Origin of the sequence: Streptomyces sp. NPDC126503, assembly GCF_040302405.1 — a bacterium.
GTDB classification, from domain to species: Bacteria; Actinomycetota; Actinomycetes; order Streptomycetales; family Streptomycetaceae; genus Streptomyces; species Streptomyces gulbargensis.
This window is the reverse complement of sequence record NZ_JBEORS010000015.1, coordinates 1-24,198: the sequence shown is the minus strand read 5'-3', so window position 1 is coordinate 24,198 and position 24,198 is coordinate 1. Positions and strand designations below refer to the sequence as shown.

The following is a 24,198-nucleotide window of genomic DNA, read 5'->3' as shown; positions in this document are numbered from 1 at the left end:
GCCCCCACGAGGCCCGGAGGCGGCCGGACGGCGTCACTCCCTGGATGCTCCGACGTGCCGTGCGACGCCTTAGGGTGAGCGGTTGTGAGTACGGACATTCATGGAGGGATCGAGTTCCGCCATCCCGGTGTCGACGCCGGTTACCACGACGGTGAGCCGTGGGTCAGGGCGATGGCTCTGTGGCCGCTGTACGACGACAGTGACCACGCGGCCTTCGGCTGCCTGTTCGGGGCGTGCAACGACGCGGGCTTCCGCCCCCTCGCCGCCGGCCGCGGGCTGCCCGCCGACCTGTCGGGAGAACTGCGGGCCGTGTTGGAACCGCCGGTGCGGACCGGCGAGTTCCACGGCGCGACCTGGGCCGACTGGGCGGAGATCGCCCGGCTCGATCCCGGCACCGTACCCGACTCCCCCTTCACGGGCCGTCTGTCGTGGTCGAAGGTGTCCCGGCCTTCCCTGGTGTACCAGCGGCTCGTGCCCGACCGGTGGCCCGCCGAGGTGGTCGACCTGGTGGGCCCGCCGCCGGCCGGCCTGGACCGTGCGGCGCGCCTCTCCGAGTGGAGCAGCGGGGACCTGCTCTGCCGGTACGAGCCGCTGACCGCCGGTGCCCTGCTGGGTGCCGGTTCCCCCTGGTCGCACGTCTTCGCCGTGATGAAGGCACTGGCGGACCGGTTCGGCGAGAAGGCGGTCCGGCTCGTCGTCGCCTTCGGCTGACCCCGAAACCGGGCAGGGCACGACAGGGGCCCGTGGCCATGATGCTCGTCACTTCAGGGAGGCCCCGGGTACGGCATCCGCGATCATGCCGGGATGGACGCTCGTTTCGTCGGTATCCCCGAGCTGGTCGAAGTCCCGGACGTGGCCGTCGTGGTCGATGTCATGCGCGCCTTCACGGTCGCCCCCTGGGCTTTCGCGCAGGGGGCGGAGAAGATCGTTCTCGCCGGGTCGCTCGACGAGGCCCGGGCGCTCAAGGCTCGTCACCCGGGTTGGCTGGCGCTGAAGGACGGTCCGCCCGCGCCGGGGTTCGACGCCGTCAACTCCCCCGGGATGCTGCGGGCCGTGGACCTCGGCGGCCGGACGGTGGTGCAGAAGACCACGGCCGGGACGGTCGGCGCCCTGGCGGTCAAGGAGGCGTCACTGGTGCTGTGCGCCGGCTTCGTGGTGGCGGAGGCGACGGCTCGGCTCCTGCGGAGCCGCGGGTGTGACGGCGTCACGTTCGTGGTCACCGGCGAGGACGGGCAGGCCGACGAGGACCTGGCGTGCGCCCAGTACATCGCCCGCAGGGCGGCCGGGACGGAGACGGACGCCACCGGGTTCCTCCGCCGGGCCGGTGTGTCACGTGCGGCCGCCGAGCTGACGGAAGGGGTGCGCCAGGGTGTCCACCCCGACGATGTCGCGCTCTGTCTCGAACTCGACCGGTTCCCCTTCGCCGTCGTGGCCGCCGTGGAGGAGGGACTCCTGGTCCTGCGTCCGCGTGCCGTGCCTCTGCCGATCGACGGATCATCGACGAATCTTCGCTGATGGACGGGTGCTCGCGCTGACGTTCCCGGGCCAGGAGGGGCGCCGGGACCAGACGTTCAGACCCGGGCGACCAGGGCGTAGCGTTCGTCGGACACCGGCCCGCCCCACAGGGCGGTGTCGGCGCCGAGGGGGTGGATGCGGAGGTCACGGACGAGCGGGCGTACGGCGTCGGCCAGTTCGTCGGCGCGGATGCCCCGATGCCAGGGAAGGGACTCGGCCCCCGCCACGTACGCTGCGTCGCCCTGTCCCGTCTCGCGCCAGCGGCCCTCGATGAGGAGCAGCACACCGCCGGGGCGGAGGCGGGACACCCACGTGTCGAGGGCGGCCGCCGGGTCGGGCAGCGTCCACACCAGGTGGCGCGAGAGCAGCACGTCGAACGTCTCCTCCCCCGTGGGCGGCGCCGCGGCGTCGCCGACCAGGAACCGGCCCGGGAGGCCCGCGGCGGTCAGCTTCGCCCGGGCCGCCTCGACCATGCGGGGCGCGAGATCGACACCGGTCACCCGGTGCCCGGCCCCGGCCAGCAGCTCCGCGAGCGAGCCGGTGCCGCAGCCGACGTCCAGTACGTCGGACGGGGTGGACGGCAGACAACGCGACAGCAGGTCCGACCAGGCGGCCCGGGCCTCCGGTGCCCGCAGGCCGTGGTCGGGTTCCTCGTCGAAGTCCCGGGCGGCGGCGTCCCAGTAGGCGGTGATGGCGGCGGTGGGGTGCGTCATGCGGCGATCCTGCCAGCCACCACCGACAGTCCGGGACGGCGCTTCGGCGGCGCGGGGCCTCCGACGCCCGGAGCCGTACGGGGGTGGCGGCCAGAACCGTCCGGGCCGGGGGCCGGGGCGTGTCCGCGAGGCCCGGCAGGTTTCACCCCGTCAGGTCTTCCGGCCGGATTCCGCGGCATGCGGGACGCCGACCGCACCGGTCTGTGAGGATGAGTGCCATGCCGAAAGCAATGTGGAAGGACATCGTCATCGCCGAGAGCGACGACACGGTCGTCGTCGAGGGCAATCACTACTTCCCCCGGGCCTCGTTGCGCGAGGACGTCCTGCGCGACTCCGACACGCGCACGTACTGTCCGTGGAAGGGCCAGGCGTCGTACTACACCCTGGAGTCGTCCGGGAACCGCAGCGAGGACGCCGTCTGGTACTACCCCGACCCGAAGGACGCGGCCGCGATGGTGCGCGATCGCGTCGCCTTCTGGAAGGACGTCGAAGTCCTCGACTGAGCACCCGCGCGACAGGTCCGCCGTCCGCACCCCCTAGGCTGGGGGAATTCCACGGGCGAAGGGAAGGGGGCGGGATGGGGCGCGCGACGCGTTTCCTCGGTCGTCTCCTTCCCGGGCTGCTGTGCGGGGTCTGGTCGCTGCTGATGGTGGCTCCCGTCTCCGGGAGCGAGGCGGGCGTCCTGCCGACCGGGCACTTGGCGGTCGCGTCCCTCGCCGCCCACGCGGCGTCCGGGGACTCCTCGTCCACCGCTCACGCCGGGCCCGGTGCCGCTGACGCGCAGCCCGAGGTCTCGTCGTCCGCCGTCGCCGAGCTGCCTCCGGTGGTGGAGCACTCCGTGCGCTTCCCCGCGCCGCCGGTGGCTCCGCCCGTGATGCGGCGGGAGCCCGACCTGCCCGCGCGGGGCGCGGTCGTGAGGGAGGCGCGCCGGGAGCGTGCGCCGCCCGGGGGTTCGTACGGTTCACGGGTTCCGCGCGGGCCCCCCTCCACCCGGCACAGCTGACGTTTCCGGCGCCGCTGTCGTCCGGGTCTTCGGTATGTCCGGGCCCGGGGTTTTCGACGGCCGTGCGCTTCCGACCTCTCCGCCGGTACCGGCGCACCGAGCAGTCGCCGTGCGCCCCGTACCCGCGCCGCCCGTGGAGTACCCATGTCTTTTCCCGTCGCGCTCCGGCGCGCGCTGCTCGCGCTCGTCGTCGTCGCGCTCTCCCTCTGGACCGTTCTGACCACGCCGCCCCGTCTCGGGCTCGACCTGCGGGGCGGCACCCGGATCGTTCTCGAAACCCGGCACACCCCGCAGGTCCGCGCCGACGCCGCGGCCACCGACCGCACGCTGGAGGTGTTGCGCAAGCGGGTCGACGGGCTCGGTGTGGCCGAGCCGTCGCTCGCGCGGTCCGGCGAGCGCCGGATCGTGGTGGAACTTCCCGGTGTGCGCGACCCCCGGGAGGCCGCCGAGGTGATCGGCCGTACCGCCCAGCTGACCGTGCACGCCGTCACCGGAACCGCTGCCACCGGCACGGCGCCCGCCGCCAAGAAGGGCCGGGTCCTCGCCGACCCGGACGCGCCCGGTGCCTTCCTCGCCCTGTCCGCGCCGGTGCTCACGGGTGAGGGGGTGAAGAGCGCCGAGGCCGTCCTCGACACGGTCGGCGGCCGTGGCTGGACCGTCGACCTCGCCTTCCGGGACAAGGCGGCGGACGAGTGGGCGCGCCTGACCGGCAAGGCGGCCTGCGCTCCGGCCGGAGACCCCGCGCGGAGGGTCGCGATCGTCCTCGACGACCGGATCGTGTCCGCGCCCGGCGTGGAGGCCGGCGTGCCGTGCGGTGCGGGCATCGCCGGCGGGTCCACGCAGATCACGGGCGGCTTCTCCGCCGGCGAGGCCCGGGATCTCGCCGCGCTCGTGGAGGGCGGCGCGCTGCCCGTGCCGGTGACCACGGTCGAGCAGAGCACCGTGGGGCCGACCCTCGGCGCCGAGGCGATCCGCGCCAGCTTCCTCGCCGCGCTCATCGGCCTGGCCTGCACAGGAGTCTTCGTCGTCGCCGTCTACCGGCTCCTGGGACTTCTCGCCACGCTCGCCCTGCTGCTGTACGGACTGATCTCGTACGCCGCCGTGCTCGCCCTCGGCGCCACGCTCACCCTTCCCGGGCTCGCCGGGTTCGTCCTCGCGATCGGCATCGCCGTGGACGCCAACGTGCTCGTCTTCGAGCGGGCGCGGGAGGAGTACGGGGCCCTGGGCCGGACCGCCGTGCGCGATCCGCGGCGGCCGGTGACGGCGGCCTTCGGCAAGGTGTGGAGCGCCGTCGCCGACGCCAATGTCACCACGCTCCTCGCCGCCGGACTCCTCTTCGCGTTCGCGACCGGGCCGGTGAAGGGCTTCGGTGTGACGCTCGCGATCGGCGTGGTGGCGTCGATGCTCACGGCGATGGTGATCACGCGGATCTTCGCCGACCTGGCGCTGGCGCTGCCGGCGGTGCGCCGCCGGCCGTCGATCACCGGTATGGCCACACCGGGGCGGCTGCGGACCCGGCTCACCCGGCGGGTTCCCCGCCTGATGGCCCGCCGGCGCCGGTGGTTCGCGGCGAGTGCCGGGCTGTTGCTGCTCGCGCTGGCCGGCATCGCGGGCCGGGGAGTGGAGTTCGGTGTGGAGTTCACGGGCGGCCGGGTCGTGCAGTACGCGGCCGTCCGTCCCGTCGACGCCGACGAGGCGCGCTCGGCCGTCGCCGCCGCCGGGTTCCCGGACGCCGTCGTCCAGAACACCGGCGACGGGGACCGGGAGGTGTCCGTGCGCGTCCGGCAGACCGGCGACGCCGAACAGGACGAGATCCGGCGGGCCGTCGCGAGCCTGGCGGGGCCGGTCACGGTCGAGCGGGACGAGCGCGTCGGGCCGAGTCTCGGCGGCGAGCTGCGGACCCATGCGTTGCTCGCGCTCGGTCTCGGGGTCCTCGCGCAGTTGGTGTATCTGAGCGTCCGGTTCCGCTGGACGTACGCGGCGTCGGCCGTGGCGGCGATGGCGCAGGACGTCCTGCTGGTGATCGGCCTGTTCGCCTGGCTCGGCAAACCGGTGGACAGCGTCTTCCTCGCGGCGCTACTCACCGTGGTCGGCTACTCGGTGAACGACTCCGTGGTGGTCCTGGACCGACTGCGCGAGCTGCGGCGCAAGGGGGGCCGCATTCCGACGGCCGACCTCGCGGACCGGGCGGTCGCCCAGACCCTGCCGCGTACGGTCAACACCGGTATGGGGGCGCTGTTCGTGCTCGTGGCGCTCGCCCTGCTCGGCGGGGACTCGTTGACGGACTTCTCCGTCGCCCTTCTGGCGGGCGTGGTCCTGGGCATGGCGTCGACGGTGTTCACGACCCTGCCCCTGGCGGTCTCGCTGGAGGGCCGGCACCCGGCGCCGGTTCCGGTCCGGGCGTCCCGACGGGAGCGGGCGGGGTCGGGGGCCGTCGTCTGACGTGACGGGGGCGGCGCGTGCCCGGGGGGCCGTGGGCGGGGGCGTGCGGTGGGCACGCCGTGGCATGTCGGGCGCGGCGCCCCCGTCGCCCGTCACCGGGGCGACGGCAGAGGCGCTCCCCCGCGCCACCGCGTCGGCCTGACCCTCCGTCAAGAACACCGTGGTCGTCGCTGGTTCGGAACGCTGACGCCGCTACGCGGGCCGGTGCCCGCCCCCGCCCGCCTGCGTCGACCACCGCCGGAGCCAGGCGCCGACCGCCGTGTAGTCGTCCTCGGTGAGACCGACACGGGCATCGACGCGGTGCAGGAGGGCGGGCCCCTGATGGTGGGCGGCCACCCATGCCCGGTCCGCGTCCCTGATCTCGTCGTCGACCCACACGAACGGCCGCCCCGCCGCGTACGTGACCAGGGTGCGGGTCTTCCAGTGGAGTCCGGCGCGTTCGTCCCGCTCGTCGAGGGCGGACGGCTCCGGCCAGGTGAGCACGGGAAGCGGCGCGAGACCGAGCAGAGGAGCGAGACACTCGTTCGCGTCCTGCATCCAGGTCGTGGCCCAGACGATCGCACACGGCAGCGCGGCCAGCTTCTTTCCGTGTGCGGGATCCAGACGGGACACCAGCGGGTTGGCGGCGGCTGCCGGCACATGGCCGGTCGCGAAGGACGGATACCGTCCGTTTTCCGCCCCGAACGGGATGAGCGGCCCGTCGACGTCGAGGAACAGCAGCGGAAGCCGCCCGGGATCAGTCATATCCGCACAGGATAGCGACCACGTGCGGTCAGGTCGTCGTGGAGGTGATCCGCCAGGCGATCATGCCGGTGCTTCCGGGTGCTCCCGTGACGGAGAGCGGCAGTTGCGCGGGGGCGTGGTCGACGCGGTGGTGCACGGGCACGGTGTCGCACACCGCGGGGCGCAAGGTGGTGCGGTCGACGACGACGGTGACCGTTCCGGTCCCTGCGCAGACGACGGAGACCGTGTAGGACGTGCCCCGGGTGAGCGGGGAGCGGTGGTGCACGCCGTCACGGACGCGTTCGAGGCCGGATTCCACGAAGGCCGGGTCCTCTTCCGGGGCCGTCGTCGCCAGGGCGGCCGTGGCGCGGGCGCCCTGCGTGCGTTCCTTCGCCGCCGTCGCCGACGGCTGCTGCCGCTGCTGTTGTGCCGAGGCAGCCGGTGGGGTGGGGCGCGGGTCCGGGGGGCCGTCGGTGGTGCAGGCGGTGGTCAGGGTGGTCAGGGTGGTGAGGAGGACAAGGGCCGAGGCGGCGGTTCTGCGTGTTCCGGAGCGCATGGTTTCCCCCGTGGTGACGTCCGTGCGAGGCCACCCGCCGGGTCGGTGAGGCGGCCGTAGGGGGAACGTAACCGGGGGCACGGGGGCCCCGGGCGGAGAACGTGATCTTCTGAGGGAGATCTGAGGTCCGCGGGAGCGCATCCGGCCCGGCAAGGGGGCCGGGCCGGGTGCGGCGCCGTCGAGTGGGGGCCCGCTCAGGCTTCGGTGCGCCGTTCGGGGCGGCTGCCGTGAGGCAGCGTCAGGGACATGACGTCGCTGGGGCGTCCAGGGCGACGCGGCGCCGGCGGCCCCCGGGGCACGATCACCGCCGTCCCCGGTGTGAGTGCGACGGCCTCTTCCTGGTCGCCCGGGCGCTCCGGGCGGAGCAAGAGCCGGATGCCTCCGTCGAGGCAGGAGACGACTTCGTCCGCCTCGGTGTGGATCTCCCCGTGGTCGCCGTGGACGTCGGCGTCGGTCTCGACGTGGAAGGTCATCAGCTGCCGGCCGTCCCGCTCCGGGTCGAACACCGGCTGCTCGGCGCGCACCCGGGCGTCGGGGCGGATGTGGAGGGAGAAGGAGGAGAGGTCGATCGGGGTCACGGTCATGGTGGTGGCTTTTCCCGGATGCCCGGGCGGCGCGCCGTCAGAGGAAGCGGTGGAGGATGTGGAGTCCCACCGGTCCGTGCCGGGGGTGGTCGAAGGCCGCCGGGACGGTGCCGAGGACGGTGAAGCCGAGCGACTGCCACAGGCGCAGGGCCGGGTTGGTCTCCACCACCGCGTTGAAGACCATCGCCGTGTAGCCGTCGCGGCGTGCCTCGTCGAGCACGTGCGTGGCCAGGAGGCGGCCGATGCCCCGGCCGGCGTGGGCCGGGGACACCATGAAGCCGGCGTTCGCCACGGTCCGTGCCGGGCCGCCGTAGTTCGGCCGTACGGAGGCGGAGGCGACGATCCGGTCCGGCGCGCCGGCCGCTTCCGGGTCCTCCACGACGAAGACCCGTGAGCCCGGCGCCATCCACAGGGAGCGGGCGGTGGCCTCGTCGGCCCGGGGGTCCCAGGCGTAGGTGTCGCCCGCGGCGACGATCTCGTGCCAGAAGGGCCAGATGAGCGGCCAGTCCTCGGCGACCGCGTCGCGCACCCGCAGCCGTGTCCGCCCGCCCGTGGTTCCGTCACCCACCGCACGCTCCTGGTTCCCGGGCGGGGTCCGGTCGCCCCCGTGCCTCCCGCCTTCATGATGCACGGGGCCGGCACGCGGGCGGGGCACCCGTGACGCGCGGGCGGGGTGGCGCGTTGAACGTCGCGGCGTTCCAGCAGGACGCCTGCCGACGGGAGATGAGGAGGACCGGCGATGACGACGGCGGAGACGAGCATGGCCGACCGGCTGGGCTTCACCCAGGGCCAGACCGTTCGGGAGATCGGCCACGCCCAGGACAGCGACGCCGATCTGCGGCATTCCGTCGAGGAGTTGACGGGCAAGGAGCTGGTCGGGGTGGGGACGGGCGGTGTGGCCGACGCCGTACTGATGTGGTGGCGGGACGACGACGGCGACCTCGTCGACGGCCTCCTCGACGCCCTGACCGACCTCTCCGAGGACGGCGTCGTGTGGCTGCTGACACCCAAGACGGGCCGGGTGGGGCATGTGGAACCCAGTGACATCGCCGAGTGCGCGGCCACCGCCGGGCTGGTGCAGACCGGTTCCGTGCGGGCGGCGGTGGACTGGCAGGGGACCGAGCTGCGTACGCCGAAGGCGAGGCGGTCCGGCAGGAGCGCCTGACGGGTGGGACCGCGCCGCCGCCGGGCGCCGCGGTCCGGTCCTGGACCGCGACGCCGGGCCGGGACCCCGCCGGGCGCGTCGTGGCGGTCGGGTGGGCCTGACCCGGCCGGGATGCCGGTGCGGGTAGGGTCAGCGGGGCGGGAGGACCGGGTCGGAGAGTGGGAGTGACGGGTGAAGCGGCCGACGATTGCGGACATCGCGCTCCGCGCCGGAGTGTCCAAGGTGGCCGTCTCCTACGCGCTGAACGACCAGCCCGGGGTCTCCGACGCCACCCGTGCCGCGATCAAGGCGATCGCCGAGGAGCTGGGCTGGCGGCCCAACAGTGCCGCGCGGGCGCTGACCGGGGCGCGGGCCCAGGCGGTGGGCCTGGTGGTACGGCGGCCGGCGTCCACGCTCGGTACCGAACCCTTCTTCATGGAGTTCATCAGCGGGATCGAGCACGTCCTCTCCGACCGGGCCCACGCCCTGATGCTGCAGATGGTCGACAGCGAGGCGCGGGAGATGGAGACGTACCGGCGCTGGTGGGGCGAACGCCGGGTCGACGGGGTCTTCCTGGTCGATCTGCGGGACGGTGATCCGCGCGTACCGGCGATCGAGGCGCTCGGGCTGCCGGCCGTCGTCATCGGCCCGCCGCACACGGCCGGTTCCCTGCCCGCGGTGTGGTCGGACGACGCCGAGAGCGTGCGCGAGACCGTGCGGTACCTGACGGCGATCGGGCACCGGCGCATCGCGCGGGTGGCCGGTCCCGCCGATCTCGCGCACACCGCCGTACGGGACGCCGCCCTCCGGGAGGGATGCGCGGAGGCGGGGCTGGCCGAGCCGGAGATCCTGCACACCGACTACACCGGTGACGAGGGGGCCCGGGCCGCCCGCCGGCTGCTCATCGCGGCGGAGCGCCCCACCGCCATGATCTTCGACAACGACATCATGGCGGTCGCGGCGCTGTCCGTCGCGCAGGAGCTCGGCCTCGTCATCCCCCGCGACCTGTCCGTCGTGGCCTGGGACGAGTCCCCCCTCACCCAGGTCGTCCGGCCTCCGCTCTCCGCGCTCGCCCGCGACATCCCGGCGTACGGGGCCGGGGCGGCCCGTACCCTGCTCGCCCTCCTCGCGAACGAGCCGGTCGGCAACGTGCAGGAGGAGTACGCGCGGTTCGTGCCGCGCGGCAGCACCGCCGCGCCCCCGGCCTGAGCCACCGCCGGCCTGACCGGCCCGCGTGCGGCCGGGTCCGCGGCGCCTGCCCGGTCCGTCACTTCGTCGCGCCCTGCGCGAAGCCGTTGTAGATCCAGCGCTGCAGCAGCAGGAAGATGACGAGCGTCGGCAGGATGACGAGGATCGCACCCGCCGAGATGGCCTCCCAGTGCGCTCCGAAGGGGCCCTTGAAGCGGAAGAGGGCGGTGGAGATGGTGCCCAGGTCCTCGGAGTGCAGATAGAGGAAGGGGATGTAGAAGTCGTTGTAGGTGGTGATCCCCTTGATGATGACGACGGTGGCGACGGCCGGTTTGAGCAGCGGAAAAATGATCTTCCGGTAGATGGTGAAGGCATTGGCCCCGTCGAGGCGGGCCGCCTCGTCCAGGGAGCGCGGGATGGAGCGGATGAACTGCAGGAAGATGTACACGGAGACGATGTCCGTGCCCATGTAGAGCAGGATCGGGGCCCATCGGGTGTCGACCAGGCCGAAGCCGTTGACGACCTGGAAGGTCGCGACCTGGGTGGTGACGGCCGGTACGAGGGTGGCGACGAGGAACAGCGCCATGACGGCCTTCTTGGCGCGGAAGTCGAAGCGGTCGACCGCGTAGGCCGTCATCGAGCCGATGATCACGGTGCCGGTGAGGGAGAAGAGGAGGATGAAGGCGGTGTTGCCGAAGGCGGCGAGCAGATGGCCGTCGGTGAACGCGGTGGCGTAGTTGCGGAAGTTGAGCCAGTCGCCCGGGAGCGAGAGCGCACCTCCCTCGGACACCTCCTCGGACGTCTTGAGCGAGGTGAGGAGGACGACGGCCAGGGGGAGCAGGACGACCATCGCCGCGGCGATCAGCGACAGGTAGGTCAGCACGGTCCCGGCCCTGGGCAGGCGGCGGGAGGTCGGGGCGGGGGTCATACGAGATCCACCTTGTCGTCGGGGACGAGCCGGCGCTGGATCCAGGTGATGAGCAGGATGAGCGCGAGCAGGACCACGGCCGCGGCGGAGGCCAGGCCGGTCTTGTTGAACTGGAAGGCGAGCTTGACCGTCTGGATGACGAAGGTCGACGTGCCGGTCGCCCCGCCGGTCATGATGTAGGGGATCTCGAAGACGGACAGGGAGCCGGAGATCGCCAGGATGACGCTGAGGCTGAGGACGGGCTTGATGCTCGGGGCGATGATGTGGCGGAACTGCTGCCACCGGTCGGCGCCGTCGAGCTGGGCCGCCTCGTAGAGCTCGCCCGGCACGGACTGGATGGCGCCCAGGAAGAGGACGAAGTTCAGGCCGGTGAAACGCCAGACGGACACGCCGGCCAGGGAGATGTTGGCGGAGGTGGGGTCGCCGAGCCACGGGTGGTCGGTGGTCACGCCCAGCCACGCCAGGACGGAGTCCAGGGTGCCGCCGTCCTGGAAGAAGTACAGGAAGACGAAGCCGATCGCGACGCCGTTGATGAGGTAGGGGAAGAAGAGGACGCCCTTGAAGAAGTTGCGGAACCGCAGGTTGAAGCTGAGGACCGTGGCGAAGTAGAGGGCGACGCCGATCTGGAGGACGGAGGCGGCCAGGTAGTAGCCGCTGACGAAGAAGACCCGGAAGATCTCGGGACGCGTGAAGATCTGGACGTAGTTGTCCACGCCCGTGAACTCCCGGTGGGGGCTCACACCGTCCCAGTCGGTGAAGCTGTACGAGATCATGCTCGCCACGGGCACGTAGGTGAACGTGAGGAGCAGGGCGAGGGGGACGGCGAGGAAGAACCACGGGGTGGCGCGGCGCAGGGGCGAGTGACGCCAGGAGCGGGGCGCGGCCGGGGTACGGCGGGCGGGCGCCACTTGCGTACGGGCAGGGGGCAGGGCCGGCCTACGGGCAGCGGTCCCGGCCTGCGTACGGGCAAGGGGAACGGCCGGCTTTCCGACGGCGGGGGCGGGCGGGGCGGCGGAGGTGGGAGCCGAAGCGGTCGGGGGCGGGGCGGTCCGGTCCCGAGCGGCGGGCGGCGTCGCGCGGTGCGGCGCGGAGGCGGGGCCCGGGCCGGGCGAGGCCGGCCCCGTGGCCGGTTCCGTCCGCAGGTCGTCCCGTGCCGCCCGCCGGGGCCCGCCGGCCTGGTCGGTGCGCGGGGAGTTCGGGGGTTTCTCGGTCATGTCGGCCTTTCGTGTCCGCGGCTGCGGGAGGGAGAGGTCCCGGCCGCCACCGCGCGGCGGCGGCCGGGGCCCGCGTTCCACCGGGGTCAGGAACGGGCGGTCCTCGCCGCCTCGTCCCACTTCTCGTTCAGGTCGGCGAAGAAGTCCTGGAGGCTGCCGTCCTGGGCGCCGCGGGCGGTGTCGATGAGCTTCTGCCGGTAGTCGGGCTTGTTCAGGCCGATCTCGGCGGCGTTGTCGATCTCGTTGACCGCGGCCGTCTCCGCCTCGGACCGCTCCACGAACCTGACATCGTTGTCAACAAAGTCCTTGAGGGTGGCCGGCATGGGGGCCGCCTTCACCGCCGGCACCGCGCCCTCGCGCTCGGAGTAGCCGGACTTCTCGGTGAACCAGTCGATCCAGGCGCGCGCCGCCGGCTTGTTCTCGGAGTGGGCGCTGACGGCCTGCTGGTAGTCGGAGACCAGGGTCGCGCAGAACGCGCCGTTCTTCTGGGCGGGGAAGGGCATGAAGCCGATGTCCTCGGCGGAACCGCCGGCCTGCTTCGCCGCCGCCCGCATCTGGGTGATCGACCAGGAGCCGAGCATCATGCTGCCGATCTTCCCCTCGGCGAGCAGGGCCTTGGAGGTCTCCCAGTTGGTCGTGGTGGGGTCCTTCTCGGCGAGGCCTTGCTTCACGATGTCGTGGACGAGGGAGTCGATGGTGTGCAGCTCGCCGCCGGCCTTCCAGGGCGACACCGGACCGGCCAGTTTGTCGGTCGCCTTGGCATCACAGGTCACCGATCCCACGTTCGAGGTCCACTGGACCATCGGCCAGCCGTCCTTGAAGTTCGTGTAGTACGGCACGGCGTCGGTGTTGTCCCCGATGGTCCGCAGGGCGGCGAGGAACTCCTGGGGGGTCCTGGGCCAGGCGGTGACGCCGGCCTTCTTCCAGAGGGCCTTGTTGTAGACGAAGCCGTTGGCGGTGCCGAACTGGGCGATGCCGTAGACCTTGCCGTCCACCTCGGTCTTGTCGCTGAAGCGGTACTTCCGGGCGAGTTCGCCGGCCGGACCGAGGGGCGCGAAGAAGGACGGGTAGTCGTTCTTGGCCACCGCCGCGGGGATCATCAGCACGTCACCGTAGGTCTTGGTGTTCATGCGGATCTTCACCTCCCCCTCGTAGTCGGTGATCCCCTCGAACGTCACCTTCACCTTGGGGTAGACCTTGTTGAAGTCGGCCGCGTACCGCTTGAGCGTGCCGTCCTGGACCAGGTCGGTCCGGTGGGTCAGGACCTTGATCTCCCCGGAGACCCCGGCGGGGTCGGCCGGCGCCGCCGCGATCTCCCCGGTGGCGGCTCCTCCGCCACCGCATCCCGCCACGGCGAGTGTCGCGGCGGTCAGAAGCGCGCCCGTGAGCGCCTTCGTCTTCCCCATGTGCCCAACTCCTTCAGGGTTACGGCTCAGGTCAAAGTGGGATGTCGGCACTATGACAGGAGCGTGTGAACCGGTAAAGCTCCGGTTTCCCGCGTGATGCCCAATCGTTACCCGGCCCGGGATCCTGAGCCGGAATCGCGGCTTTCGAGGGCTCTCTTCTGCACGGTGGGGTGAGCAGAAGGAGCTTTACCGGTTCATGGACAGTGCGGGCGAGCGCGGCTAGGTTGTCGGCGTCGTACACACATCCCCCGCCGCGCCGGGCGATTGGAGCCGCACACATGAAGGACGTCACCCAGCTGACCGAGGGCTGGAGCCTGCGCCACGAGGACGCACTGCTCCCGGCCCGCGTTCCCGGCTGCGTCCACACCGACCTGCTCGCCGCACGGGTCATACCCGACCCCTTCATCGGCCGGAACGAGACGGAGATCGCCTGGGTCGGGCGCCAGGGGTGGTGCTACGTCGCCGAGTTGGCCCACGGCAGCCGGCACGAGCGCACGGAGCTGGTCTTCGAGGGCCTGGACACCGCCGCGGAGATCGCGCTGGCCGGCGAGGTCCTCGGCAGGACGCGCAACATGCACCGGGTCCATCGCTTCGACGTCACCGGCCGTACGGGCCTCCTGGAGGTGCGCCTCGACTCGGCGTACGCGGAGGCGGAGCGGGTCCGCGCGCTCACCGGGGAGCGGCCGAACGTCTACCCCGAGCCCTTCCAGTACATCCGCAAGATGGCCTGCTCCTTCGGCTGGGACTGGGGGCCGACCGTCGTCACGGCGGGCATGTGGCGGCCGGTGCGGCTGGAGCACTGGTCGACCGCCCGGCTCGCCGAGGTCCGTCCGGTCGTCACCGTCGACGGCCTCCCCGCCGACGGCACTCCCGCCGGCGCCGTCACCGGCCGGGTCGAGGTACGGGTGAGGGTGGCGCGCACGGAGCGCGGTACCGGCCGGCCGCTGACGGTCCGGGCCACCGTCCGGAGCGGCGGGCCGGAGGCGGGGGCCGGGAGCGCGGCCGGCACGTCGCGGGCCGCCGAGGTCTCCTTCACCGGTGACGAGGCGGTACTGCGCCTGGCCGTGTCCGACCCGGAGCTGTGGTGGCCGCGCGGGTACGGCGAACAACCGCTGTACGGCCTGGAGGTGACGCTGGCCGACGAGGAGGAGGGTCCGCTCGACGCCTGGCGGCGCCGGATCGGCTTCCGTACCGTCGTCCTCGACCGGTCGGCGGACGCGCACGGAAGCGGCTGCACCTTCGTCATCAACGGGGTGCGGATCTTCGCCCGGGGGGTCAACTGGATCCCGGACGACGTCCTGCCCTCCCGCATGACGCCGGAGCGCTACCGGACCCGCCTCACACAGGCCGCCGACGCCAACGTGGACCTGGTCCGCGTCTGGGGCGGCGGCATCTACGAGGACGACGCCTTCTACGACGTCTGCGACGAACTCGGCCTGATGGTCTGGCAGGACTTCCTCTTCGCCTGCGCCGCGTACCCCGAGGAGCAGCCACTGCGCGGGGAGATCGAGGCCGAGGCCCGCGACAACGTTGTCCGGCTCATGCCGCATCCCAGCCTGGTCCTGTGGAACGGCAACAACGAGAACCTCTGGGGCTTCCGCGACTGGGACTGGGAGAAGCCGCTCGCGGGCGACTCCTGGGGCGAGGGGTACTACCTCGGCCTGCTGCCGAGGATCGTCGCCGAGCTGGACCCGTCCCGGCCGTACACGGCGGGCAGTCCCTGGTCGGGGTCCTGGGAGCACCACCCCAACGACCACCGGCACGGCACCCACCACTCGTGGGAGGTGTGGAACCGGCAGGACTACGCCGCGTACCGGGCGAACGTTCCCCGTTTCGTCGCCGAGTTCGGCTGGCAGGCTCCGCCCGCCCTCGCGACGCTCCGCCGGGCCCTGCCCGGCGAGCGGCTCGCCCCGGACTCCCCCGGCATGCTCCACCACCAGAAGGCCGAGGACGGCAACGGCAAGCTGAACCGGGGCATCGCCCGTCACTTCCCGCTCCCGGAGGGCGACTTCGACCGCTGGCACTACCTGGCGCAGGTCGTCCAGGCACGGGCGGTGGCGGCGGGCATCGAACACTGGCGGGCCCACTGGCCGGTGTGCGCCGGCACGGTGGTCTGGCAGCTGAACGACTGCTGGCCGGTGAGTTCCTGGGCGGCGATCGACGGGGACGGCCGGCTCAAGCCGCTCCACCACGAGCTGCGCCGGGTCTACGCGGACCGGCTGCTCACCCTGCTGCCCGACGAGGAGGGGCCGGTGCTCGCCGTCGACAACCAGGCGGGCGCGCCGTGGCACACGACCGTCGGGGCACGCCGGATGCACGCGGAGGGCACCGTCCTGGCGAAGGCCGGCATCCCGGTGGAGGTGCCGCCGCGGTCGGTCGCCCGGCCGGTGCTCCCGGCGGAGCTGCTGCCCGCGCCCGGGTCGGCCGAGGAGTTCCTGGTGGTCGACGCGGACGGCCTGCGCGCGGTGCACTTCCCCGTCACCGACCGGGAGTTCGCCTATCCGCCGGCCGACTACGGTCTCCGGCTGGAGACCGTGGCCGGCGCGGACGGTGACGCGGGGGCCCGTGCCGGAGAGGCCACGTCCTTCGACGTGGTGGTGACGGCGCGGACCCTGGTGCGGGATCTCCTCCTGCAGCCCGACCGGCTCGGCCCCGGGGCGACGGCCGACCGGGGGCTGCTCACGCTGCTTCCCGGCGAGGAGGCCGTGATCCGGGTGAGCGGCTGCGGGGACGTCACCGTCGAGCAGGTCCGTGCGGCCCTCTTCTGCGTGGCCCCTCGGTGAGCGGCCCCGCCCCACGGATCACCATCAACGACGTGGCGGCCCGGGCCGGGGTGTCCAAGGGCGCCGTGTCGATGGCGTTCAACGACCGTCCCGGGGTCTCCCGGGCGACCCGGGAGCGGATCTTCCAGGTCGCCCGGGAGCTGGGGTGGGCTCCGCACCGGACGGCGCGGAGCCTCTCCGGGCGGCGGGCGGGCATCGTGGGCCTGGTGATCTGCCGGCCCGCCCGCCTGCTCGGTCTCGAGCCCTTCTACATGGAGTTCGTCTCGGGGATCGAGAGCGTCCTGACGGAGCGGGCGCACGCGCTGCTGCTCCGTCTGGTCCGGGACCTCGACGAGGAGGTCGCCGTGTACGAGGAGTGGTGGCGCGGCAGGACGATCGGCGGGGGGATCCTGGTGGACTTCCAGCAGGAGGATCCCCGGATCCCCGCGCTGCGGGCGCTCGGACTGCCCGCGGTCGCCGTCGGGCATCCGTCGCTGACCGGGGGCTTCCCCTCGGTGTGGACGGACGATGCCACGGCGGCCGCGGACGCGGTGCGGTACCTGGCGGCGCTCGGCCACCGGCGCATCGCCCGGGTCGGCGGCCCGGCGGGGCTCGGGCACAGCGCGATCCGGGCGCGGGCCTTCGGGGCCACGATGGCGGAGCTGGGCCTCGACGGCCGCCGGCAGGTGGCGACGGGGTTCGCGGGCGAGGAGGGGGCCCGGGCGACCCGCGGGCTGCTGATGGCGCGGGACCGTCCGACGGCGATCGTGTACGACAACGACATCATGGCCGTCGCGGGGGCCGCCGTGGCCGCCGAGATGGGGCTCGCCGTTCCCGACGACGTGTCGCTGCTGGCCTGGGACGATTCGCAGCTGTGCCGGCTCACGCACCCGCCCCTGTCGGCCATGAGCCATGACGTGCACCGCTTCGGCCAGGAGGTCGCGCGGGCCCTCTTCGAGGTGATCGAGGGCGCGTGGACCGGGGCGCTCCAGGTGCCGACGCCGTCCCTGACCCCGCGCGGGTCCACGGGGCCGCCCCGGCCGGGGCGCGGTGGGTGAGCGGGAGGGGCCGTACCCGGTCGGGGTACGGCCCCTCTCGTGCGGCCCCGCCGGGGCCGTGCGGTCAGCCCTTCGCGCAGGGGACGCCGTTGAGGGTGAAGGCGGCGGGGGCGCCGTTGCCGCCGGTGGACGAGGCGCTCAGGCCGAAGCTCACGCTGCCGCCGGGCGGGATGGTCTCGGTCCAGGGCTCGGGGGTGGCGCGGACCTGGTTGCCGTTCTGGACGACCTTGGCGTTCCAGGCGGACCGGACCGTCTGGCCGCCGGGGAAGGCGAAGTCGAGCCGCCAGCCCTTGATGGCCTGGCTACCGGTGTTGCGGACGGTGACGTCGGCGTTGAAGCCGGTGCCCCAGTCCTGGAGCCGGTAGCCGACGGCGCAGGTGCCGGTGGCGGGGCCGGAGGGAGTGGTGACGGTGACGCCGGCGGAGCGCGGCGAGCGGTTGCCGGCGGCGTCACGCGCGTACACGGCGAAGGTGTGGGTCGACGAGGGCGTCAGGCCGGTGAGCGTGACGCCGGTCGCCGGGGTGCTGGTGACGGCGGTTTCCGTCGTGCCGTCGAGGCGGACGACGTCGTAGGCGGTGACGCCGGTGTCGTCGGTCGCGGCGGGCCAGGTCAGCCGGGCGCCGGTGGCGGTCACGTCGGTCGCGGTGGGTGTGCCGGGGGCGGACGGCGGGCGGGTGTCGCTGCCTCCGGTCCCTCCGTAGACGCTCGCCTCGCGGGAGGTCTGCCGGATGCCGTCGGTGCCGTGGAACAGGCGCTGTCCCCAGGGGGTGAGGCGGGCCGGGTCGAAGCCGGTGGCGAGGTCGAGGTACTCCACTCCCCCGCCGTTGCCGCTCCACGACCAGCCGAGGTAGCCGAGGTCCAGGTGCCGCGCGGCGGCCATGATGGCGTCCTCGTCGGGGTTGCCGTCGGAGTGGTCGTGGCCGAACTCGCCGACCACGATGGGCAGTCCGCGGGCGACGAAGCTGTTCAGGTAGGCCTGGACCTCGGCGGCCGTGTCGTACACGCCGTACATGTGGACGGAGAAGACGGTGTTGCGGTCGGGGTCGGCGGCGAAGACCGCCGGCGCGTTGTCGCGCATGGTGTTCGACCAGTCCTGGCCCCAGTTGGGGGCGTCCACCATCAGCGTGTGGTCGAAGCCGGCCGCGCGCATACGGGTGATGGCGTTCCTGGTGTCCTCGGTCCAGGCGCTGTGACCGGTGTTGCCGTGCGGTTCGTTGCCGAGGTTCACGATGACGTACTTCTCCTGGCCCTTGAGCGCGTCGGCGACCTCCAGCCAGTAGTCGACGGCCTCCGAGAGGGAGACGGCGCCGGCCTGTTCGCCGTAGCCGGTGGTGTCGTGGGCCTCCAGGACGCAGACGAGCCGGTTCGCCTTGCACCCGGCGACGACGTTCGCGACGTCGGCGGTGTCGTTCTTGGTCCAGCGGTCGCCGGTGCTGAGCACGACGCGGGCCGAGTTCGCGCCGAGCGCCTTGAGATCGGCGAGGGCCTTGGCGGTCGTGGCGGGATACCAGGTGTGGGCGTGGTTGACGCCCCGGAGGACGAAGTCGGTGCCGTTGGCGTCGAGGAGGCGGCCGTCCGAGACCTGGAAACCGGGGGCGGACGCCTCTGCCGTACGGGCCGTGGCGGGGGTGGCGAGCGTCGCGGCGGCGACCGCGAGCAGTGCTCCCGCCGCGAGGGCCGATGTTCTCTTCATGTGGGGTGCTCCCAACTCGGTGGCCCGCCTGGCCCGGGTGTACGCGCCGGGGCATGGGTCTGCCGGACGGACGCGGGCCGGGGCGTGCGGGCCTGCCTGACATGGAGGGTGCGTGCGGCCGGCCCCGTGGGACGGCGCGCCGGAGGACGCGGCGAGGGGCCGGAGGCTTCCACCGCCCGGTGTGGTGCCGCGGCTCTTTCACCGGGTGGCGGGAGGAGGCCGGCCGGCCGGGTATCGCGTCCTCTCCTCGCGTGGGTGGCGGGGAGGACGCGCGGGGCCGGCGACCGATGACGAGGCTAGAGGGGGAACAGGAGGAAAACAACAGCGAGAACATAACCGGTTAAGTGCGCGGACCCCTTCCCGTCGAGCGCGCTGTCGCCGGGCGGGAGGAGGAGACGCCGGAGGGCGTTTCCACGAGGAGGGCGGTACGGGGCGGACCGGCCGTTCCCGCGGCGGCGGCCGCACCGATCAGGCCGGCGTCGAGCGCGAGCGCGGCCGGCACGACCGCCAGGTCCCTGGTGAAGTCGAGGACGGCGTGGTCGGCGAGGTGCCGGCGGAGCGGACCGAAGAGTGTCTCGCCGGACTCCGCGACACCGCCGCCGATCACCACGAGGTCGAGCTCGACCAGGGCCGCCGTGGCCGCGATCGCGGCGGCCAGGGCTTTGCCGGCCCGGTCGAACGCCGCCCGCGCGCCCGGATCGCCCGCGCGGGCCGCGCCCGCGGCCGCCGCGGCCGTGGGGGCGGCACCGGCCGGCGGGGTCCACCCGGCTTCCAGGGCGTGGGCGACGATGGCGGGTCCGGCGGCGAAGCGCTCCACGCAGCCCCTGGCGCCGCAGGGGCAGAGGGGCCCGTTCTGGTCCACGGTGATGTGGCCGATGTGCCCGGCGTTGCCCGTGGCGCCCGCGTGGAGTCTGCCGCCCAGTATCAGGCCGCCGCCGACGCCCGTGGAGACGACCATGCACAGGGCGTTGTCCACGCCTCGGGCCGCCCCGGCCCAGTGCTCGGCCGCCGCCATCGCCACGGCGTCGCCCACGAGGACGGTGTGGATCCCGGCCGGGACCCGCGGGTGCGCCCGCACCCGGTCGACCAGGGGAAAGGCGCGCCAGGCCGGGATGTTGACCGGGCTGACCGTACCGGCGGCGGTGTCGACGGGGCCCGCGCTGCCGATGCCGAGGCGGGTGAGACCGCCCCAGGCGGGGTGCGCGGCCAGTTCGTCCAGGACATGGAAGACCGCGGCCGTGAGCTCCTCGGCGGACCCCCGGGCGGGAGTGGCGTGCTGCGCCCGGGCCACCAGGCGCCCTTCCCGGTCGACCAGAGCCCCGGCGATCTTGGTCCCGCCGATGTCGAGCGCTCCGTACACCCGCGCGTTCATCATCGCAGTTCGCCTTTCCGTGGACGAGGAGAGGAATGGGTCATGAATGCCGACGTACTCTCGCGCCGAACTGACAACGTTGTCCAATTAACGGGTTCAGTTAACCCCGGGTTTAGTAAAACCCTCTCCTCGGACGCCGCCCCGCCTGGACGGCACCACCGAATCCCCGCATGCTCGGCCCTGTCGTCAACCTCTGAACGAAGGACCTCTGCCGCCGTGAGTGATTTCCCGGCCTTTCCGCCCGGCTTCGAGTTCGGCGCCGCCACCTCCGCGTACCAGATCGAGGGCGGGACGCGGGCGGACGGGCGCGGCCCGTCGATTTGGGACACCTTCGCCCGCCGCGGCGGTGCCGTCCTGGACGGCACCAGCGGGGAGACCGCCTGCGACCATTACCACCGGCACCGGGAGGACGTCGCCCTCCTCGCGGGGCTCGGAGTCGACACGTACCGCTTCTCGATCGCCTGGCCCCGGATCCAGCCCACGGGCAGGGGGCCGGTGAACACCCCGGGGCTCGCGTTCTACGAACGACTGGTCGACGACCTGCTGGAGGCGGGGATCACCCCTGTCGTGACGCTCTACCACTGGGACCTGCCCCAGGCGCTGGAGGACGGCGGCGGCTGGCGGGTACGGGACACCGCCGAGCGGTTCGCGGAGTACGCGGAACGGGTGGCGGAGCGGCTCGCAGACCGGGTACCGCGCTGGATCACCCTCAACGAGCCCTGGTGCAGCGCCTTCCTCGGGTACGCGAACGGGGAGCACGCGCCCGGCGCGGCCGAGGGGACACCGGCGCTCGCCGCCGCCCACCACCTGCTCGTCGGCCACGGCCTCGCCCTGGGCGCGCTGCGCGCCGCCGGCGTCCGGGAGGTGGGCATCGCCCTCAACCTGGACCACGTGACACCGGCCGGCCCGGGCCCCGCCGACGCGGCCGCCACCCTCCGCGCCGAGACACAGCGGAACCTGATGTGGACCGAGCCGCTGCTGCTGGGCCGGTACGCGGCCTCGGAGGCCGACACCTGGGGCGAGCTGATCGAACGTCAGGAGTTCCGCCGGGACGGCGACCTCGCGCTCGTCTCGGCCCCGCTCGACTTCCTCGGCATCAACTACTACACCCCCTCGACCGTCCGCGCGGCGCCCTGGCGCGAGCCCGATCCGTCCCGCCGCACGGCGGCGGACAACCGCTTCGAGGCGGTGCCCGTCACAGGCGTGCGCCACACCGCCATGGGCTGGCCGGTCGTGCCCGGCTCCCTGTACGCACTCCTGACGTCGCTCAGGGACCGCTACGGCGCCGCCCTCCCGCCGGTTCACATCACGGAGAACGGCTCCGCCGAGCACGACGTCCCCGGACCCGACGGCGTGGTGGACGACGCCGACCGCGTCGCCTACCTGGACGGCCATCTGCGGGCCGTCGCCGAGGCGGTCACGGACGGCGTCGACGTGCGCGGCTACACGGCCTGGTCGCTCCTGGACAACTTCGAGTGGGCCTACGGGTACAGCAGGCGGTTCGGGCTCGTCCACGTCGACTTCCCGACCGGGACGCGCACCCCCAAGGCCTCGTACCACTGGTACCGGTCGGTGATCGGGGCGGCGGAGCGCGGGCGGTCCGTCCGGCCCGAGGGCGTCAGGGCCGGACGGGGGCAGGTCAGGGCAGCGGGGTGCCGCCCGTCGCGTTGACGATCTCTCCGGTGATGTAGCTCGCCGCCGGTGAGGCGAGGAAGACGTACGCGGGCGCCATCTCGGCCGGCTGGGCCGCGCGCCCCAGCGGTGACTGGGCGCCGAAGTCCTTGACGTCGGGCATCGTGGCCGGAATCAGCGGGGTCCAGACGGGGCCGGGAGCGACGGCGTTCACGCGGATGCCCCGCTCGGCCACCATCTGGGCCAGGCTGTGGGTGAAGGAGATGATGGCCGCCTTCGTCATCGCGTAGTCGAGCAGGTGCGGGCTCGGCTGGTAGCCCTGCACCGAGGTCGTGTTGATGACGCAGCCGCCGCGGGGCATGTGCGCGAGGGCCGCGCGGGTCAGCCAGAACATGCCGTACAGATTGGTCTTCATCACCCGGTCGAACTGCTCCGTGGTGATGGCCTCGATGCCGTCGGGCTGTGCCATCTGGTACGCGGCGTTGTTGACGAGGAGGTCGATGCGGCCGAACTCGCCCACCGCCCGCTCGATCAGGTCCCCGCACTGCCGCTCGTCGCGGATGTCGCAGGCGACCGGCACGGCGGTGCGCCCGGCCTCGCGGACGAGCCGGGCCGTCTCGGCGGCGTCGTCCTTCTCCTCCTCCAGGTGGGTGAAGACCACGTCCGCGCCCTCCCGGGCGAACGCCAGGCAGACGGCCCGGCCGATGCCCGAGTCCCCGCCGGTCACGACCGCCACGCGGCCCCGCAGCAGGTCGTGCCCCTGGTAGGACTCCTCCCCGTGGTCGGGGCGCGGGTCCATGGCCTCGGTCGTCCCGGGGTGCTCCTGTTCCTGTTCCGGCTGCGGCGGGCGGGGGTGCCGCGTCTGCGGGTCGGGGACGCGCGTCTCTTCGTCGGGGGACATCCCTTGCTCCTGGTCTCCTCGCTCGGCAGTACGGGGGTTCGACTACCCGGGGGCGGCCGGGACATCCCCCCGTGTGCGGGTTTCGCCTGATCGGGCGACCGGACCGCCCCTCCGGCGCGGCCGGCCCGCGTACGTCGGGCGGGTGCGGGTACCCGCTGCGGCATGGTGGATCGCAATGCCCCTCGTGAACCCTTGCCGGAGCCGCCCGAGCCGTCGCCCGGGCGCCGCACGCCGTCGGAGCACCCGACGACCGAGCCGTCTGCGTCACCGGACCGGCCGGCCGCGCAGCCGCGGCGCGCGTCCGGGGCGCCTCCGGCGCCCGAGGACGTCGGGCCGGGCCCGGAGGTCGAGGAGCGTGCGCCCGACTCGCCGAGCGAGCTGCCGGGCCGGTCCTGGCTCGCGATCCTCAAGGGGTCGGTGCGCGAGTTCGCGTCCGACGAGCTGACGGACCGGGCCGCCGCCCTCACGTACTACGGCGTGCTGTCGGTCTTCCCCGCCCTGCTCGTGCTGGTCTCCCTCCTCGGCGTCAGCGGCCGGTCCACGACGGACCGGGTCCTGGACAACCTGCGCGAGCTGGCGCCCGGCCCGGCCCGGGACGTGCTCGGCCGCGCCGTGGAGAACCTGCAGGGCCACACCGGTACCGGAGCCGTCATGGTCGTCGTCGGCCTGGTGGTGGCCCTGTGGTCGGCCTCCGGGTACGTCGGGGCGTTCATGCGCGCCGCCAACCAGGTGTACGACGTGCCCGAGGGCCGCCCGGTGTGGAAGGTGCTGCCGCTGCGGCTGGGGCTGACCGCGGTGCTCATGCTCATGGCCACCGCGAGCGCCCTGATCGTGGTCTTCACCGGTGACGTGGCGCGGCGGGCCGGCGATCTGCTGGGGGTCGGCGACACCGCCCTGACCGTGTGGTCGATCGCCAAGTGGCCGGTGCTCGTGCTGCTCGTGGTGGTGATGATCGCCCTGCTGTACGGGGCGAGCCCGAACGCCCGGACCGGTGGCTGGCGGTGGATCACGCCCGGCAGCGTCCTCGCCCTGGTGATCTGGATGGCGGCCTCGGCGGGCTTCGCGCTCTACGTGGCCGAGTTCGCCTCGTACAACAAGACCTACGGGACGATGGCCGGTGTCATCGTCTTCCTGGTGTGGCTGTGGATCAGCAACCTGGCGGTGCTCCTCGGCCTGGAGTTCGACGCCGAGACGCTGCGGCAGCGGGCGGTCGCGGGCGGGATGCCGCCGGACGAGGAGCCGTACGTGGAACCGCGTGACACCCGTTCGTGGAGCGAGGAGGACGTGCGTTCCTTCCGTAAGCCCTGAGGGCCCGGGACAGCGACGAGAGGGCCGGTGCCCACCCGGGAGCGGGTGGGCACCGG

The 24,198-nt window shown here is 73.2% G+C and carries 22 protein-coding genes; 11 read left to right on the top strand and 11 right to left on the bottom strand.

The annotated features are described in order from the left end of the window. Positions 1 to 84: 84 nt before the first annotated feature. Entirely contained in the window at positions 85 to 711 is a 627-nt protein-coding gene (locus tag ABTY40_RS19945) for a hypothetical protein (RefSeq protein WP_352060727.1), read from the top strand. A 93-nt stretch (positions 712 to 804) separates the two neighbouring features. Continuing rightward, positions 805 to 1,515 (top strand): 2-phosphosulfolactate phosphatase, encoded by a 711-nt coding sequence (locus ABTY40_RS19940; protein WP_352060726.1) that lies wholly within the window; start codon positions 805 to 807, stop codon positions 1,513 to 1,515. 56 nt (positions 1,516 to 1,571) lie between these two features. Here ABTY40_RS19940 and ABTY40_RS19935 read toward each other — a convergent pair whose 3' ends face one another. Continuing rightward, positions 1,572 to 2,228 carry a class I SAM-dependent methyltransferase gene (locus ABTY40_RS19935; RefSeq protein ID WP_352060725.1) on the bottom strand — a complete coding sequence of 219 codons (657 nt, stop codon included), beginning with the start codon at positions 2,226 to 2,228 and terminating at the stop codon, positions 1,572 to 1,574. Between the two features lie 218 nt (positions 2,229 to 2,446). Here ABTY40_RS19935 and ABTY40_RS19930 point away from each other — a divergent pair, with 218 nt between their 5' ends. The 3 genes from ABTY40_RS19930 (at position 2,447) to secD (ending at position 5,673) form a co-directional block, all read left to right on the top strand. Further along, complete coding sequence (locus ABTY40_RS19930; protein ID WP_352060724.1) at positions 2,447 to 2,731, top strand: DUF427 domain-containing protein; 285 nt, start codon at positions 2,447 to 2,449, stop codon at positions 2,729 to 2,731. A 74-nt stretch (positions 2,732 to 2,805) separates the two neighbouring features. After that, positions 2,806 to 3,231 (top strand): hypothetical protein, encoded by a 426-nt coding sequence (locus ABTY40_RS19925; protein WP_352060723.1) that lies wholly within the window; start codon positions 2,806 to 2,808, stop codon positions 3,229 to 3,231. Positions 3,232 to 3,375: 144 nt separating this feature from the next. Then, the gene (gene secD, locus ABTY40_RS19920) at positions 3,376 to 5,673 is read left to right on the top strand and encodes a protein translocase subunit SecD (protein WP_352060722.1); all 2,298 of its coding nucleotides are present in this window, start codon (positions 3,376 to 3,378) and stop codon (positions 5,671 to 5,673) included. Positions 5,674 to 5,865: 192 nt separating this feature from the next. Here secD and ABTY40_RS19915 read toward each other — a convergent pair whose 3' ends face one another. From ABTY40_RS19915 to ABTY40_RS19900, 4 genes are all read right to left on the bottom strand, one after another. After that, a complete protein-coding gene (locus tag ABTY40_RS19915) occupies positions 5,866 to 6,417 on the bottom strand; it encodes an HAD domain-containing protein (protein WP_352060721.1) in 552 nt (183 codons plus the stop codon). A gap of 28 nt (positions 6,418 to 6,445) precedes the next feature. Beyond that, positions 6,446 to 6,952 (bottom strand): DUF6023 family protein, encoded by a 507-nt coding sequence (locus ABTY40_RS19910; RefSeq protein WP_352060720.1) that lies wholly within the window; start codon positions 6,950 to 6,952, stop codon positions 6,446 to 6,448. Between the two features lie 194 nt (positions 6,953 to 7,146). Then, on the bottom strand, positions 7,147 to 7,536 hold the full coding sequence (locus tag ABTY40_RS19905; protein WP_352060719.1) for a cupin: 390 nt from the start codon (positions 7,534 to 7,536) through the stop codon (positions 7,147 to 7,149). Positions 7,537 to 7,573: 37 nt separating this feature from the next. Beyond that, positions 7,574 to 8,071 carry a GNAT family N-acetyltransferase gene (locus ABTY40_RS19900; protein ID WP_352060853.1) on the bottom strand — a complete coding sequence of 166 codons (498 nt, stop codon included), beginning with the start codon at positions 8,069 to 8,071 and terminating at the stop codon, positions 7,574 to 7,576. A 204-nt stretch (positions 8,072 to 8,275) separates the two neighbouring features. On the opposite strand from ABTY40_RS19900, the gene ABTY40_RS19895 reads away from it, so the two are divergent. Both ABTY40_RS19895 and ABTY40_RS19890 read left to right on the top strand, forming a co-directional pair. Beyond that, on the top strand, positions 8,276 to 8,701 hold the full coding sequence (locus ABTY40_RS19895) for a DUF3052 domain-containing protein (protein WP_352060718.1): 426 nt from the start codon (positions 8,276 to 8,278) through the stop codon (positions 8,699 to 8,701). A 171-nt stretch (positions 8,702 to 8,872) separates the two neighbouring features. Continuing rightward, a complete protein-coding gene (locus ABTY40_RS19890) occupies positions 8,873 to 9,889 on the top strand; it encodes a LacI family DNA-binding transcriptional regulator (protein ID WP_352060717.1) in 1,017 nt (338 codons plus the stop codon). A 58-nt stretch (positions 9,890 to 9,947) separates the two neighbouring features. On the opposite strand, the gene ABTY40_RS19885 is transcribed toward ABTY40_RS19890, so the two are convergent. The 3 genes from ABTY40_RS19885 to ABTY40_RS19875 form a co-directional block, all read right to left on the bottom strand. Then, positions 9,948 to 10,796: a carbohydrate ABC transporter permease gene (locus ABTY40_RS19885; protein WP_352060716.1), complete on the bottom strand. Its 849-nt coding sequence runs from the start codon at positions 10,794 to 10,796 to the stop codon at positions 9,948 to 9,950. Next, positions 10,793 to 11,725, bottom strand: coding sequence for a carbohydrate ABC transporter permease (locus ABTY40_RS19880; RefSeq protein ID WP_502990632.1), 933 nt, complete (start codon positions 11,723 to 11,725; stop codon positions 10,793 to 10,795). Before ABTY40_RS19880 ends, ABTY40_RS19885 begins: the two co-directional genes overlap by 4 nt. Before the next feature lie 371 nt (positions 11,726 to 12,096). After that, the gene (locus ABTY40_RS19875; protein ID WP_352060714.1) at positions 12,097 to 13,416 is read right to left on the bottom strand and encodes an ABC transporter substrate-binding protein; all 1,320 of its coding nucleotides are present in this window, start codon (positions 13,414 to 13,416) and stop codon (positions 12,097 to 12,099) included. 278 nt (positions 13,417 to 13,694) lie between these two features. Between ABTY40_RS19875 and ABTY40_RS19870 the strand changes: the two genes are divergently transcribed. Then, positions 13,695 to 16,199 carry a glycoside hydrolase family 2 protein gene (locus tag ABTY40_RS19870; RefSeq protein ID WP_352060713.1) on the top strand — a complete coding sequence of 835 codons (2,505 nt, stop codon included), beginning with the start codon at positions 13,695 to 13,697 and terminating at the stop codon, positions 16,197 to 16,199. Beyond that, on the top strand, positions 16,196 to 17,236 hold the full coding sequence (locus tag ABTY40_RS19865) for a LacI family DNA-binding transcriptional regulator (protein ID WP_352060712.1): 1,041 nt from the start codon (positions 16,196 to 16,198) through the stop codon (positions 17,234 to 17,236). Before ABTY40_RS19870 ends, ABTY40_RS19865 begins: the two co-directional genes overlap by 4 nt. A gap of 64 nt (positions 17,237 to 17,300) precedes the next feature. Here the strand turns inward: ABTY40_RS19865 and ABTY40_RS19860 are convergent, their stop codons facing one another. After that, positions 17,301 to 18,929: a cellulase family glycosylhydrolase gene (locus tag ABTY40_RS19860; protein ID WP_352060711.1), complete on the bottom strand. Its 1,629-nt coding sequence runs from the start codon at positions 18,927 to 18,929 to the stop codon at positions 17,301 to 17,303. Positions 18,930 to 19,269: 340 nt separating this feature from the next. Further along, positions 19,270 to 20,301, bottom strand: a complete 1,032-nt coding sequence (locus tag ABTY40_RS19855) for an ROK family protein (RefSeq protein WP_352060852.1) — start codon at positions 20,299 to 20,301, stop codon at positions 19,270 to 19,272. A 216-nt stretch (positions 20,302 to 20,517) separates the two neighbouring features. Between ABTY40_RS19855 and ABTY40_RS19850 the strand changes: the two genes are divergently transcribed. Further along, positions 20,518 to 21,972 carry a GH1 family beta-glucosidase gene (locus ABTY40_RS19850; protein ID WP_352060710.1) on the top strand — a complete coding sequence of 485 codons (1,455 nt, stop codon included), beginning with the start codon at positions 20,518 to 20,520 and terminating at the stop codon, positions 21,970 to 21,972. Here the strand turns inward: ABTY40_RS19850 and ABTY40_RS19845 are convergent. Then, positions 21,941 to 22,834: a glucose 1-dehydrogenase gene (locus ABTY40_RS19845; protein ID WP_352060709.1), complete on the bottom strand. Its 894-nt coding sequence runs from the start codon at positions 22,832 to 22,834 to the stop codon at positions 21,941 to 21,943. The genes ABTY40_RS19850 and ABTY40_RS19845 overlap by 32 nt on opposite strands. Positions 22,835 to 22,996: 162 nt before the next feature. Here ABTY40_RS19845 and ABTY40_RS19840 point away from each other — a divergent pair, with 162 nt between their 5' ends. Beyond that, the gene (locus ABTY40_RS19840) at positions 22,997 to 24,142 is read left to right on the top strand and encodes a YihY/virulence factor BrkB family protein (RefSeq protein ID WP_352060708.1); all 1,146 of its coding nucleotides are present in this window, start codon (positions 22,997 to 22,999) and stop codon (positions 24,140 to 24,142) included. The last annotated feature ends 56 nt before the right edge of the window (positions 24,143 to 24,198 follow it).

Bases quoted from the DNA above. Each gene is read 5' to 3' on its own strand.
- ABTY40_RS19870 (WP_352060713.1), top strand. From the start codon at position 13,695: ATGAAGGACGTCACCCAGCTGACCGAGGGCTGGAGCCTGCGCCACGAG.
- ABTY40_RS19855 (WP_352060852.1), bottom strand. From the start codon at position 20,301: ATGAACGCGCGGGTGTACGGAGCGCTCGACATCGGCGGGACCAAGATC.
- ABTY40_RS19845 (WP_352060709.1), bottom strand. From the start codon at position 22,834: ATGTCCCCCGACGAAGAGACGCGCGTCCCCGACCCGCAGACGCGGCAC.
- ABTY40_RS19885 (WP_352060716.1), bottom strand. From the start codon at position 10,796: ATGACCCCCGCCCCGACCTCCCGCCGCCTGCCCAGGGCCGGGACCGTG.
- ABTY40_RS19915 (WP_352060721.1), bottom strand. From the start codon at position 6,417: ATGACTGATCCCGGGCGGCTTCCGCTGCTGTTCCTCGACGTCGACGGG.
- ABTY40_RS19840 (WP_352060708.1), top strand. From the start codon at position 22,997: ATGGTGGATCGCAATGCCCCTCGTGAACCCTTGCCGGAGCCGCCCGAG.
- ABTY40_RS19895 (WP_352060718.1), top strand. From the start codon at position 8,276: ATGACGACGGCGGAGACGAGCATGGCCGACCGGCTGGGCTTCACCCAG.
- ABTY40_RS19930 (WP_352060724.1), top strand. From the start codon at position 2,447: ATGCCGAAAGCAATGTGGAAGGACATCGTCATCGCCGAGAGCGACGAC.
- ABTY40_RS19925 (WP_352060723.1), top strand. From the start codon at position 2,806: ATGGGGCGCGCGACGCGTTTCCTCGGTCGTCTCCTTCCCGGGCTGCTG.
- ABTY40_RS19910 (WP_352060720.1), bottom strand. From the start codon at position 6,952: ATGCGCTCCGGAACACGCAGAACCGCCGCCTCGGCCCTTGTCCTCCTC.
- ABTY40_RS19875 (WP_352060714.1), bottom strand. From the start codon at position 13,416: ATGGGGAAGACGAAGGCGCTCACGGGCGCGCTTCTGACCGCCGCGACA.
- ABTY40_RS19860 (WP_352060711.1), bottom strand. From the start codon at position 18,929: ATGAAGAGAACATCGGCCCTCGCGGCGGGAGCACTGCTCGCGGTCGCC.
- ABTY40_RS19905 (WP_352060719.1), bottom strand. From the start codon at position 7,536: ATGACCGTGACCCCGATCGACCTCTCCTCCTTCTCCCTCCACATCCGC.
- secD (WP_352060722.1), top strand. From the start codon at position 3,376: ATGTCTTTTCCCGTCGCGCTCCGGCGCGCGCTGCTCGCGCTCGTCGTC.
- ABTY40_RS19935 (WP_352060725.1), bottom strand. From the start codon at position 2,228: ATGACGCACCCCACCGCCGCCATCACCGCCTACTGGGACGCCGCCGCC.
- ABTY40_RS19940 (WP_352060726.1), top strand. From the start codon at position 805: ATGGACGCTCGTTTCGTCGGTATCCCCGAGCTGGTCGAAGTCCCGGAC.